Consider the following 12,351-nt stretch of genomic DNA (forward strand, 5'->3'; position numbering starts at 1 on the left):
TAAGTTGGCAAGTGTCTAACCAGCGGGAAAGAGGAAAATAAACATGAGCACTGAACATGCAATCAAAGGCGGAAATGGTCTGTTAAGCAGGGCTTCAGCGTCTTTCGTTCCAGCAATCGTCGGCCTTGATAAGGACAAGCTGTTTGTCGAAAAGGTTCTTTATCATTATTCGGAGGTGCAGGGTCATACCTTTGAAGCGTACGAAGAAGTTGACGTCATTGTGCAGGGGAAGAAACAGCTCGTACCCCTGGGGATCTGGTTGCGATTCGCGGGAGACTCGATAAGCAAACATCTGTCGTTCTTCAGATTGGGAGAGATATTTGTCGACCTGGATATCGAGTTGGCACCTGACTTCATCTTCAACCCCCAGGAAGGTCAGCTAAAAGGAAACTTCAATGGCGTGTTTACGCTCTACCAACACCGCTATGAGATTCGCTCAGGGACGATCGAGCGTCAGTTTATCCCCACAGAAGAGCTGAAAAAACGCAACCCATATGCGCTAAGCCGCGGTTAATCAAACGGCTGCTGAATTGTTGCAGATGGGATGAGGCAGCCCCGGCCGCCTCCATAAAAAAACCCTCGAAGCCAGGCTTTGAGGGTTTTTTATGTTCGAATGCCTGTTTAGACGTTAAACCGGAAGTGCATCACATCGCCGTCTTTGACAATGTATTCCTTGCCTTCCAAACGCCATTTGCCTGCGTCCTTCGCGCCGTTCTCACCCTTGTATTGAATGAAGTCGTCATAGGCGACCACTTCGGCACGGATAAAGCCTTTCTCGAAGTCGGTGTGGATCACCGCTGCGGCCTGTGGAGCGGTAGCGCCGATGCGAACAGTCCAGGCACGAACTTCCTTTACGCCAGCGGTGAAGTAGGTTTGCAGGTTGAGCAGCGAGTAACCGGCGCGGATCACGCGATTCAGGCCAGGCTCTTCCAGGCCAAGAGATTCGAGGAACATGTCCTTTTCTTCGCCGTCGTCCAGCTCGGCGATTTCCGCTTCGATCTTGTTGCACACGGGTACCACCAGCGCACCTTCTTCCTCGGCGATGGCCTTCACCACGTCCAGATGCGGGTTGTTCTCGAAGCCGTCTTCAGCCACGTTGGCGATGTACATCACCGGCTTGCTGGTGAGCAAATGGAAGCCGCGGATCAACTGCTTCTCTTCGGTGCTCAAGCTCTTCATAAGGCTGCGTGCGGGCTTGCCTTCGGTGAAGTGGGGGATCAGCCGTTCCAGCACAGCCTTCTGTGCCAGCGCGTCCTTGTCACCGCCCTTGGCGTTGCGTGCAACCTTCTGCAGCTGCTTCTCGCAGCTGTCGAGGTCGGCGAAGATCAGCTCGAGGTCGATGATTTCGATGTCACGCTTTGGGTCCACGCTGTTCGAAACGTGGATGACGTTCTCGTCTTCGAAGCAGCGAACCACGTGGGCGATGGCGTCGGTTTCACGGATGTTGGCCAGGAACTTGTTGCCCAGGCCTTCACCCTTGGATGCGCCGGCCACCAGGCCCGCGATGTCCACGAATTCCATGGTGGTCGGGATCACGCGCTCGGGCTTGACGATGGCCGCCAACGCATCGAGACGAGCGTCAGGCATCGGCACGATGCCGCTGTTCGGTTCGATGGTGCAGAACGGGAAGTTTTCCGCGGCAATACCGGATTTGGTCAGCGCGTTGAACAGGGTCGATTTGCCGACGTTAGGCAGGCCGACGATGCCGCAATTGAAACCCATGGTGCAACCCTCTTCGTGGAGTCAGGCCTTTTGGCTGTGCAGTTCTCTCATCGCCCGGGGCCAATCCCCGGCGAGAATGTCCGGCAACACGCCGAGGGCGAAATCGATACTGGCGTCGAGCTTTTCCTGCTCCGCGCGCGGTGCGCGGCCGAGCACGAAGCCCGACACCTTGCTGGCGTCGCCCGGGTGGCCGATGCCAAGCCGCAGGCGATGAAAGCCGTTCTGGTTACCCAACTGCGCGATGATGTCGCGCAAGCCGTTATGCCCACCGTGGCCGCCACCCTGTTTGAGTTTGGCCACGCCGGGAGGAATGTCGAGTTCATCATGCGCCACCAGTATCGCGTCCGGCGGGATGCGATAGAAGCCTGCCAGCGCGGCAACAGCTTGCCCGCTACGGTTCATGTAGGTGGTGGGGATCAGCAGACGAACATCCTGGCCCTTGTGGCTGAAACGCCCGGCAAGGCCAAAGAACTTGCGGTCGGGGGCCAGGGTTACATTCTGGTCACGCGCAACGCGCTCAACGAAAAAAGCCCCTGCGTTATGCCGGGTCTGTTCGTATTCGGCCCCGGGGTTTCCAAGGCCGACGATCAACTGGATGGCGGTCACGTAGAGGCTTCCATATTTCGTCAGAGCGCCGCGATATCAGCTATCACAGCGCCCCGGCAAAGGCGACTGATTACTCAGCCGAACCTTCACCTGCATCTTCAACCGGTACACGTGGCGCGTGAACGTTGGCGACAGCCAGGTCGTTACCGTGGGCCAGTGCAACGAACTCAACGCCAGCAGGCGCTTTGAGGTCGGACAGGTGAATGATGGTGCCGACTTCGGCGTTGGCCATGTCGACTTCGATGAACTCAGGCAGGTCTTTCGGCAGGCAGGTGATTTCCAGTTCGGAAACAACGTGCGAGATTTCGCCGCCTTTCTTGACTGCAGCTTCCTGGTTCATGAAGTGAACCGGTACGGTAGCGGTCAGCTTCTGGCCTGCAACCACGCGAACGAAGTCGGCGTGCAGTACGTGGCCTTTGGCTGGGTGACGCTGCAGGGCCTTGATGATGACGTTCTGCTTGGTGCCATCAACGGTCAGCTCGATCACGTGAGCGTAGGCCGCTTCGTTTTCCAGCAGCTTGGCAACTTCCTTGGCCAGCAGGCTGATGGACTCAGGTGCTTGTTCGCCACCGTACACTACGGCTGGAACCAGCGAGGCGAGACGACGCAGGCGGCGGCTCGCACCTTTCCCCAGGTCGGAACGCGATTCGGCGTTAAGAGTGAATTCGGTCATCTTGTTTCTCCAGTTGGCTCTCATCCTGCCCGGCGCTTGCGACCAGCGCGGGGTGGTGAGGGCAAAAAAGCCCCGCTTCGACAGGTGCCGGAGCGGGGCATGTTCGTCAGTTCGACATCCGCCGGCCGAAGCCTCAGCGGAACATCGCGCTGATCGATTCTTCGTTGCTGATGCGACGCATCGCTTCGGCAACAACAGGCGCTATATCCAGTTGGCGGATACGCGAGCAAGCCTGTGCCGCGGCGGACAACGGGATGGTGTTGGTCACCACCAGTTCGTCCAGGACAGAGTTTTCGATGTTCTCGATGGCGCGGCCAGACAGTACCGGGTGGGTGCTGTAGGCATAGACCATGGCGGCACCGTGGTCCTTCAGGGCCTTGGCCGCATGGCACAGGGTGCCAGCGGTATCGACCATGTCATCGACCAGGATGCAGGTACGGCCTTCCACGTCACCGATGATGTGCATCACCTCGGAGTGGTTGGCTTTCTCGCGACGCTTGTCGATGATGCCCAGGTCCACGCCCAGCGACTTGGCAACTGCGCGAGCACGCACAACGCCGCCGATGTCCGGGGACACGATCATCAGGTTTTCGAAACGTTGATCTTCGATGTCATCAACCAGTACGGGCGAACCGTAGATGTTGTCGACGGGGATATCGAAGAAGCCCTGGATCTGGTCGGCGTGAAGGTCGACAGTGAGCACGCGGTCGATCCCGACCACGGTCAGCATGTCGGCGACCACCTTGGCACTGATCGCTACCCGGGCCGAGCGAGGACGACGGTCCTGGCGGGCATAGCCGAAGTAGGGGATCACCGCAGTGATACGCGACGCAGAAGAACGGCGGAAGGCATCTGCCATCACGACCAGTTCCATCAGGTTATCGTTGGTTGGGGCACAGGTTGGCTGAATGATGAAGACGTCTTTACCGCGAACGTTTTCATTGATTTCAGCGCTGATTTCGCCGTCGGAGAATTTCCCGACAGAAACATCACCCAGTGGAATATGCAGCTGACGTACAACACGCCGAGCCAGATCGGGGTTAGCATTCCCCGTAAAGACCATCATCTTGGACACGCGCAGTACCTGCCGGCTGGGGTATACCTGGATGAGTATAGAAAATGGCAGGGGCGGCTGGATTCGAACCAACGCATGGCAGGATCAAAACCTGCTGCCTTACCGCTTGGCGACGCCCCTGTAGCGGATCATTCGAGTGCCGAGCACTCGATTCTCTAGAGCAGAATTTTTAGCTTGCGATGCAACATCGAAACGTTGCTTCCCTTTGCTACAAACCCTGTGAGGTTACCTGTCAGAAGGGCCGAGACTTTATCAGCTTCAGCTTTGTTTGGGAAGGCCCCAAACACACAACTTCCAGTTCCGGTGAGTTTAGCCTGAGTAAATTTACTTAGCAAACTCAAAGCGTTACGAACATCTGGGTAACGCCTCTCGACCACCGGTTGGCAGTCATTTCGACTGTTTCCCTCGAGAACGGAGCGCACTTTAATGGCGGGAGAGTCACGTGTCAACAGTGGATCTGAAAAAATTTCTGCTGTACTTACAGATACTTGCGGAACGAGCACCAGATACCAGGGTTCCGGGGGTTCCACGGGGGTGAGTTTTTCGCCTACCCCCTCTGCAAATGCGGCGCGGCCCCGCACGAATACGGGCACATCCGCGCCCAGCCCGAGGCCCAGCGCCGCCAGGCGATCCTCGCCCCAGCGCAATTGCCACAAGTGATCGAGCGCGAGCAGGGTGGTAGCGGCGTCCGAGCTGCCGCCCCCGATACCGCCGCCCATGGGAAGCACCTTGCGCAGCCAGATGTCTGCCCCCAGGCGGGTTCCGGATTCGGCCTGCAGCCGCCTGGCTGCTTTCACGATCAGGTTGCTGTCGTGCGGCACGCCAGCGAGGCCACCGTGCAACGCGATGATGCCGTCGTCACGTAGGGCGAAATCCAGCTCGTCACCATGGTCGAGAAACTGAAACAGGGTTTGCAGCTCGTGATAACCATCGGCGCGGCGCCCCAGGATGTGCAGCATCAGGTTGAGCTTGGCGGGCGCGGGGAGGGTGAGGCGCGGCCGATCCATTTCAGTGGCCCAGCTGGCGCGGTTGCCAGTCCTTGATCACCAGGGTCACATCCAGGTCCTGCCCATGCAGCTTCAGCCGTTCTGGCAGCCAATAGGCGCCTTGCTGGCTGTAGCGGGTGTATTCCACCGTCCAGCCAGCCTGTTCAAGCCTGGCGAGCCGGCTGTCACCGTCGAGCACCACGGTGCTCTTGCCTTCGGGAGCAGGCAGCCCGCGTACCCAGTACACAAGGTTGCCCACCGGCAGGCGCCAGCCCAGTTGCTGTTGCAGCAGGTCTTCGGGGGAGGCGGCCAGATAGCGGCCCTGATTGGCGACCTCAAGGCTTACATCGCCCGGGTGCCCGGTAAGCCGCGCCGCGCCGCGCCCCAGCGGGCCGGACAGCCGGATATCGTAGTAGTCGTTGCGCTGCAGCCAGTAGAGCGTGCCGCTGCCGGAGTCACTTGGCGCGCGGATACCCACTTTGCCGTTGATTTCCCAGCCGTCCACGGTGGCGATCTGTGCTTTGTGGTCTTTCCAGGTTTGCGCGTTACCCTCGCCCTGCACGGCTTCTTTGGGGCCAAGGCCGGCACAGCCGGCGAGGAGGGCGAGGAGAACGAAGGCAAAAATATGGCGCAACAGCATGGGTCAAAGCTTCTCGGAACCGGTGAGGCGCAGCAGTGTGCTGCGCAGGATAGGGCTGTCAGGCTGATCTTTCAGGGCGTTGCCCCACACCTGGCGCGCCTCGCGTTGCTTTCCGCGTGCCCACAGTACTTCGCCCAGGTGCGCGGCCACTTCGTGATCGGGGTACCGTTCGAGGGCCTGGCGCAGAAGGCGCTCCGCCTCGTCGAGGTTGCCCAGCCGGTAATTGATCCAGCCCAGGCTGTCGAGCACGGCCGGATCGTCCGGGTTCAGCTGGTGGGCCTTCTCGATCAGGGCCTTGGCTTCAGCAAAGCGGTCGGTGCGGTCGGACAAGGTATAGCCCAGCGCGTTGAGCGCCATGGCGTTGTCTGGCTCGCGCTGCAGGATGCTCCGCAGGTCGCGTTCCAGCTGGCCCAGGTCGCCGCGTTTTTCCGCCAGCATCGCTCGCGTGTATAACAGGCTGGAGTCGCCGGGGAATTGCGCGAGCGCGCGCTCGAGCACCGTCCAGGCAGGCTCCACCTTGTCGTTGTCGGCCAGGGTCTCGGCTTCTATCAGGTACAACTGCGCCGCGTAGTCAGGGTTGGCGGCACGGGCGGCGGCCAGCCGGCGCGAGGCTTCGGGAGCCTGGCCGTTGGCAATGAGGATGTCCGCCTGGCGCAGCTGCGCAGGAAGGTAGTCAGTACCTGTGCCTACCAGCGCGTATTGAGTGAGCGCCTGCTGCGGATCATTGCGCTCCTCGGCCACCCGGCCCAGGTTCAAGTGAGCAGAGTCCACATGGGCGCCGCGCTCTACCAGATCGTTGAGGTAACCCTCGGCCTCATCCCAGGCCTTGGCTTCCAGGCACACGAGGGCCAGGGAATAGCGCAACTCGTCATCGTCCGGATTTTGCTGCAGCAGTACCTGGAATTGCACCTTCGCGTCATCGATACGGTTCTGCTCGACCAGCGTGCGTGCCAGTGCCAGCCGCAGGCGTTTATCTTCCGGTGCCTTTCGCACGGCTTTGTCCAGCAGCGGAACAGCTTCGTCGCCGCGGTCCAGGTTCTGCAGCAACCTGGCCCGGAGCAGCAGTGGCGCGATCTCGTCATCCTTCGCCGGGCTTTTCTCCAGCAGGCTCAGGGCCTCTTCGGCCTTGCCGTCCTGTTGCAGCAGCAGTGCCTTGCCGAAGATCAACTGGCCATTGCCGGGGTATTTCGCCAGCAGCCGCTCGAACCCGTGCAGCAAGCCATCACGGGTGGCGGGGTCGGTTTCCGCGGCAGACAGCGCCAGAAAATCGAAATGAGTGTCGCCTTTGCCCTGAAGCACTTTTTCCATGTAAGCCATGGACTCGTCGTAACGCCCCGCGCGGGCCAGTGCAATGGCCGCGGCCCGCTGGGCATCGAGATCGTCCGGGGCCGTGCGGGCCCAGATCAGCGAGGTTTGCAGGGCGGATTGGTCTGCGCCCATGTACTCCGCGATGCGGAAGGCTCGCTCGGCCACGCCGGGGTCCTGGGTCTTGTTCGCCTGACTGACGTAGTTGTCCAGGGCAATGTCGAAGCGATTGCGCTGGCCGGCAAGCTCGGCCGTGAGCAGGCTATAAAGCGTGTCTTCGGTGAACGAGCCATACACCACGGGTGGCGCCGGCGCCGGAGGGGGCGTAGGCGCCTGGGCGGCGGCGGGGGCCTCGGCGTCGCGAGTCGCTGCCCAATTCTGACAGCCTCCGAGCAAGGCGAGGGCGAGAAGCAACGCGGGGGATTTTTTCATAAAGGAGAAATCGAGCGGCTAACCTGCGGTGGAGGGCATGATGACACAAGCCGGACGGCAAAACCCACCTGGGCGGGTTTATCTCGTCCGTCTATTGGGACAATAGAGTGCGGTGGTTGTTCTGAGCCTGATGAAGTAGGACAATTGCCGGCTCAGAATCTCCTTCAGCGACAGTGCATGGCCTTCCTCGCCCTCGGTATCAACCACAAGACCGCCTCGGTAGACGTGCGCGAACGCGTGGCGTTCACCCCCGAGCAATTGGTGGAGGCGTTACAGCAGTTGTGCCAGCGCACCGGTACCCGCGAAGCGGCAATCCTTTCCACCTGCAACCGCAGCGAGCTCTATATAGAGCAATCGAGCGCGCAGGCCGAAGCCGTGCTCGAATGGCTGGCGGACTATCACCAGCTGAGCGCCGCTGATCTACGCGCCTGCGCCTACGTCCATGAAGACGCCGACGCCGTGCGCCACATGATGCGCGTGGCCGCCGGGCTGGATTCGCTGGTGCTGGGCGAGCCGCAGATTCTCGGGCAGATGAAATCCGCCTACGCGGTGGCCCGTGAAGCCGGCACCGTCGGCCCGCTGCTGGGGCGGTTGTTCCAGGCCACCTTCAGCGCGGCCAAACAGGTACGCACCGATACCGCCATTGGCGAGAACCCTGTGTCGGTAGCGTTTGCCGCCGTCAGCCTGGCGCGGCAGATATTCTCCGACCTGCAGCGCAGCCAGGCCCTGCTGATCGGCGCCGGCGAAACCATCACGCTGGTAGCCCGGCACCTTCACGAGCAAGGGGTCAAGCGCATCGTGGTGGCCAACCGCACGCTTGAACGTGCCAAGGTGCTGGCCGAGGAGTTCGGTGCCCATGCGGTGCTGCTGGCCGATATCCCGCAAGAGCTGGTCAACAGCGACATCGTTATCAGTTCCACGGCCAGCCAGTTGCCCATCCTGGGCAAGGGCGCGGTCGAAAGCGCCTTGAAACAGCGCCGGCACAAGCCCATCTTCATGGTAGACATCGCCGTACCTCGGGACATCGAACCCGAAGTGGGCGAGCTGGACGACGTGTACCTCTACACCGTCGACGATTTGCATGAAGTGGTCGCCGAAAACCTAAAGAGCCGCCAGGGCGCGGCGCAGGCTGCCGAAGAAATGGTCGCCGGTGGGGTCAATGACTTCATGGCGCGCCTGCGCGAGCTGGCGGCAGTCGACGTGCTGCGGGCCTATCGGCAACAGGGCGAGCGGCTACGTGACGAGGAGCTGCAAAAGGCTCAGCGCTTGCTGGCCAATGGCGGCAATGCCGAGGACGTGCTGATGCAGCTGGCGCGTGGCCTTACCAACAAGCTGTTGCACGCGCCCAGCGTGCAGCTCAAGAAACTCTCCGCCGAAGGCCGCCTCGATGCGTTGGCCATGGCTCAAGAACTGTTTGCCCTCAACGAGGGCGCCACGGATAAACCCCCGCAATGAAAGCGTCTCTGCTGAACAAACTGGACACCCTACAAGAGCGCTACGAGGAAGTGACCGCGCTGCTTGGCGACGCCGAGATCATTTCCGATCAGGGCCGTTTCCGCGCGTTTTCCCGCGAATACGCTGAACTGGAGCCGGTGGTCGCGGCCTTCCGCGAATGGCGCAAGGTTCAGGATGACCTCGAGGGCGCCCAGGCACTGCTCAAGGACAGCGACCCGGACCTGCGCGAAATGGCCGCCGAAGAAGTGCGCGAGGGCAAGCAGCGCCTGGCTGAACTCGAGTTGGGCCTGCAGCGCATGCTGTTGCCCAAGGACCCGAACGACGGCCGCAACGTGTTCCTGGAAATCCGCGCGGGCACGGGCGGCGACGAGGCTGCGATCTTCGCCGGCGACCTGTTCCGGATGTATTCGCGCTATGCCGAGAAGCGTGGCTGGCGCGTGGAGGTGCTGTCCGAGAACGAAGGCGAGCACGGCGGCTATAAAGAGGTGATCGCCCGGGTCGAGGGCGACAATGTTTACGCCAAGCTCAAGTTCGAGTCCGGCGCTCACCGCGTTCAACGCGTGCCAGAGACCGAATCCCAGGGGCGCATCCATACCTCAGCGTGCACGGTGGCGGTACTGGCTGAGCCAGACGAGCAGGTGGCGATCGAGATCAACCCGGCAGACCTGCGGGTAGACACCTACCGGGCGTCTGGCGCCGGTGGGCAGCACATCAACAAGACCGACTCGGCCATCCGTATCACCCACTTGCCTACCGGCATCGTGGTCGAGTGCCAGGAAGAGCGCTCGCAACACAAGAACCGCGCCCGCGCCATGGGCTGGCTGTCGGCCAAGCTCAACGACATACAAACCAGCGCGGCGCAAAACGCCATTGCCAGCGAGCGCAAGCTGCTGGTGGGCTCGGGCGACCGCTCCGAGCGCATCCGTACCTACAACTTCCCGCAGGGGCGGGTGACTGACCATCGGGTCAACCTCACCTTGTATTCGCTGGACGAAATCCTCGCCGGCGGGGTAGAGGCTGTTATCGAGCCCCTGCTTGCCGAATACCAGGCCGACCAACTTGCGGCCTTGGGTGACTGAATGACCATCATTGCCAGCCTGCTGCGTGAAGCGCAGCTCCCGGAATCACCCACCGCCCGCCTGGACATCGAATTGTTGCTGGCGGCCGCCCTGGGGAAAACTCGCAGTTACCTGCGCACCTGGCCAGAGCGCATCGTAGGCACCGAAGCCGCACAGGTATTCGCCAGCTACCTGGAGCGGCGCCGGCAGGGTGAACCGGTGGCCTATATCCTGGGCCAGCAAGGCTTCTGGTCATTGGACCTGGAGGTGGCGCCCCATACCCTGATCCCACGGCCGGAAACCGAGCTGCTGGTAGAACTGGCGCTCCAGTGCCTGCCTGCCGAGCAGGCGCGAGCGCTGGATCTGGGCACCGGTACCGGGGCCATCGCGCTGGCGTTGGGGCGTGAGCGCAGCAGCTGGCAAGTGGTAGCGGTGGATCGCGTGCCGGAGGCAGTCGCCCTGGCGGAGCGCAACCGGGCGCGGCTCGGGCTGGCCAATGTCAGCGTGCGCGCCAGCCACTGGTTCAGCGCGCTGGAGGGTGAGCGTTTCGATATTATCGTCAGCAACCCCCCTTATATCTGTTCCGAGGATCCGCACCTGAGCGCGGGCGATGTGCGCTTCGAGCCTTCAAGCGCGCTGGTGTCCGGCCGCGACGGGCTGGATGACATCCGTCACATCATTGCCAATGCCCCGGCCCACCTGGCCGCGGCGGGCTGGCTGCTGCTCGAGCATGGCTACGATCAGGCCCCCCGCGTGCGTGAGCTGATGGCCCAGCAAGGCTTCGAGCAGATCGAAAGCCGCGAAGACCTGGGTGGCCATGAACGGGTCACGTTCGGGCGGCTGCCGTGCTGAGTGACGACGAGCTGCTGCGTTACAGCCGGCAGGTGCTGTTGAGCCAAGTGGATGTGGCCGGCCAGCTCAAGCTCAAGGCTGGCCGGGTGTTGATCGTAGGCCTGGGTGGCCTAGGGTCGCCGGTCGCGTTGTACCTGGCGGCGGCGGGCGTGGGCGAGCTGCACCTGGCGGACTTCGACCGGGTGGACCTTACCAACCTGCAACGTCAGGTGGTGCATGACACCCACAGCGTCGGCCAATTGAAGGTTGAATCGGCCGCTGCGCGCCTTCGCGCCATCAACCCTTCCGTTGCGCTGGTCAGCCACACGCAAGCCCTGGATGCCGACACCCTGTCGGCCGCTGTAGCTGCCGTGGACCTCGTACTCGATTGCTCGGACAACTTCGCAACCCGCGAAGCCGTCAATGCCGCGTGTTTTGCCCAGGGTCGGCCGCTGGTGAGCGGTGCGGCCATCCGCCTCGAAGGCCAGCTGTCGGTATTCGATCCGCGCCAGGAAAACAGCCCGTGCTACCACTGCCTTTATGGCCATGGCAGTGACGCCGAACTCACCTGCAGCGAGGCCGGTGTACTTGGCCCGGTGGTTGGGCTGGTGGGTAGCCTGCAGGCACTGGAGGCGCTCAAATTGCTGGCTGGTTTCGGCGAACCCCTGGTCGGCCGCGTGCTATTGATCGACGCGCTTGCCACGCGCTTTCGCGAATTGAAGCTCAAGCGCGATCCGAACTGCCCGGTATGCCAGGTGCGCCATGGATGAGCCGGCGAGCGCGCCAGTAGGCGTGTTCGATTCCGGCATTGGCGGCCTCTCGGTGCTGGCGGAAATACAACAGCTTCTACCAAGTGAAACGCTGCTGTATGCCGGGGACTGCGGCCATACACCCTATGGAGAGAAATCTGCGGCCTATATTCGCGAGCGCTGCGTGGCCATTGCCGAGTTCTTCCGCAGGCAGGGCGCCAAGGCGTTGGTGATCGCCTGTAACACCGCTACCGCAGCGGCGGCCGCGGACCTGCGCGCGCGCTACCCGGGTTGGCCGATCATCGGCATGGAGCCTGCCGTCAAACCGGCCGCCATGGCCACTCGCAGCGGCACCGTAGGCGTACTTGCTACCACCGGTACGCTGCAAAGCGCACGCTTCGCCGCCTTGCTCGACCGCTTCGCCGCCGACGTCACCGTGGTCACTCAGCCCTGCCCGGGCCTGGTGGAACTGATTGAAGTGGGCGACCTTCATAGCCCGCAGCTGAGGGCGTTATTGAGCCATTACCTGCGGCCCATGCTCGACGCCGGTTGCGACACCCTCATCCTCGGTTGCACGCATTATCCCTTTCTCAAACCGCTGCTGCGTGAGCTGCTGCCAACAGACGTTGCATTGGTGGACACCGGCGCCGCGGTAGCCCGGCAGTTGCAGCGGCTATTGACGCAAGGGGGGCTGCTGCACCCTGGCCAAGCGGGCGCGGTGCAGTATTGGACGTCTGGATCTGTCGAGCATTTCCGAAATGTCCTACGTGCCTTTGGAATGCATTCTGATGTTGTGGAATCTCTCGGAACGTGAAAAAG

At 61.9% G+C, this 12,351-nt stretch carries 13 protein-coding genes and 1 tRNA gene; 6 read left to right on the forward strand and 8 right to left on the reverse strand.

What is annotated here, in order from left to right:
• Window positions 1–43 precede the first annotated feature (43 nt).
• A complete protein-coding gene (locus tag AC3Z8Y_RS03190) occupies window positions 44–514 on the forward strand; it encodes a hypothetical protein (RefSeq protein WP_490088423.1) in 471 nt (156 codons plus the stop codon).
• A gap of 107 nt (window positions 515–621) precedes the next feature.
• Here the strand turns inward: AC3Z8Y_RS03190 and ychF are convergent, their stop codons facing one another.
• From ychF to AC3Z8Y_RS03230, 8 genes are all read right to left on the reverse strand, one after another.
• On the reverse strand, window positions 622–1,722 hold the full coding sequence (gene ychF / locus AC3Z8Y_RS03195) for a redox-regulated ATPase YchF (RefSeq protein ID WP_490088424.1): 1,101 nt from the start codon (window positions 1,720–1,722) through the stop codon (window positions 622–624).
• A gap of 21 nt (window positions 1,723–1,743) precedes the next feature.
• Window positions 1,744–2,328 carry an aminoacyl-tRNA hydrolase gene (pth, locus tag AC3Z8Y_RS03200; protein WP_490088425.1) on the reverse strand — a complete coding sequence of 195 codons (585 nt, stop codon included), beginning with the start codon at window positions 2,326–2,328 and terminating at the stop codon, window positions 1,744–1,746.
• Between the two features lie 70 nt (window positions 2,329–2,398).
• Entirely contained in the window at window positions 2,399–3,001 is a 603-nt protein-coding gene (locus AC3Z8Y_RS03205) for a 50S ribosomal protein L25/general stress protein Ctc (RefSeq protein WP_490088426.1), read from the reverse strand.
• A 133-nt stretch (window positions 3,002–3,134) separates the two neighbouring features.
• Window positions 3,135–4,076, reverse strand: a complete 942-nt coding sequence (locus AC3Z8Y_RS03210; protein WP_181117001.1) for a ribose-phosphate pyrophosphokinase — start codon at window positions 4,074–4,076, stop codon at window positions 3,135–3,137.
• 45 nt (window positions 4,077–4,121) lie between these two features.
• Window positions 4,122–4,196, reverse strand: a tRNA-Gln gene (locus AC3Z8Y_RS03215).
• Window positions 4,197–4,231: 35 nt separating this feature from the next.
• Window positions 4,232–5,083 carry a 4-(cytidine 5'-diphospho)-2-C-methyl-D-erythritol kinase gene (gene ispE / locus AC3Z8Y_RS03220; RefSeq protein ID WP_490088427.1) on the reverse strand — a complete coding sequence of 284 codons (852 nt, stop codon included), beginning with the start codon at window positions 5,081–5,083 and terminating at the stop codon, window positions 4,232–4,234.
• A gap of 1 nt (window position 5,084) precedes the next feature.
• Window positions 5,085–5,702 carry a lipoprotein insertase outer membrane protein LolB gene (lolB, locus tag AC3Z8Y_RS03225; RefSeq protein ID WP_490088428.1) on the reverse strand — a complete coding sequence of 206 codons (618 nt, stop codon included), beginning with the start codon at window positions 5,700–5,702 and terminating at the stop codon, window positions 5,085–5,087.
• A 3-nt stretch (window positions 5,703–5,705) separates the two neighbouring features.
• The gene (locus AC3Z8Y_RS03230) at window positions 5,706–7,439 is read right to left on the reverse strand and encodes a tetratricopeptide repeat protein (RefSeq protein ID WP_490088429.1); all 1,734 of its coding nucleotides are present in this window, start codon (window positions 7,437–7,439) and stop codon (window positions 5,706–5,708) included.
• Between the two features lie 177 nt (window positions 7,440–7,616).
• Here AC3Z8Y_RS03230 and hemA point away from each other — a divergent pair, with 177 nt between their 5' ends.
• Genes hemA through murI form a run of 5 tightly spaced genes read left to right on the forward strand, consistent with a single transcriptional unit; the run spans window position 7,617 to window position 12,346 of the window.
• Window positions 7,617–8,894 carry a glutamyl-tRNA reductase gene (gene hemA / locus AC3Z8Y_RS03235; RefSeq protein WP_490088430.1) on the forward strand — a complete coding sequence of 426 codons (1,278 nt, stop codon included), beginning with the start codon at window positions 7,617–7,619 and terminating at the stop codon, window positions 8,892–8,894.
• Window positions 8,891–9,973 carry a peptide chain release factor 1 gene (prfA, locus tag AC3Z8Y_RS03240; protein WP_490088431.1) on the forward strand — a complete coding sequence of 361 codons (1,083 nt, stop codon included), beginning with the start codon at window positions 8,891–8,893 and terminating at the stop codon, window positions 9,971–9,973. The genes hemA and prfA overlap by 4 nt, the downstream gene beginning before the upstream one ends.
• Window positions 9,974–10,804, forward strand: a complete 831-nt coding sequence (gene prmC, locus AC3Z8Y_RS03245) for a peptide chain release factor N(5)-glutamine methyltransferase (protein ID WP_490088432.1) — start codon at window positions 9,974–9,976, stop codon at window positions 10,802–10,804.
• Window positions 10,798–11,553 (forward strand): molybdopterin-synthase adenylyltransferase MoeB, encoded by a 756-nt coding sequence (locus AC3Z8Y_RS03250; protein ID WP_490088433.1) that lies wholly within the window; start codon window positions 10,798–10,800, stop codon window positions 11,551–11,553. Before prmC ends, AC3Z8Y_RS03250 begins: the two co-directional genes overlap by 7 nt.
• Window positions 11,546–12,346, forward strand: coding sequence for a glutamate racemase (murI, locus tag AC3Z8Y_RS03255; protein WP_490088434.1), 801 nt, complete (start codon window positions 11,546–11,548; stop codon window positions 12,344–12,346). Before AC3Z8Y_RS03250 ends, murI begins: the two co-directional genes overlap by 8 nt.
• Window positions 12,347–12,351: the final 5 nt, after the last annotated feature.

The organism is Pseudomonas sp. 3MAES_34.3B (assembly GCF_058145875.1).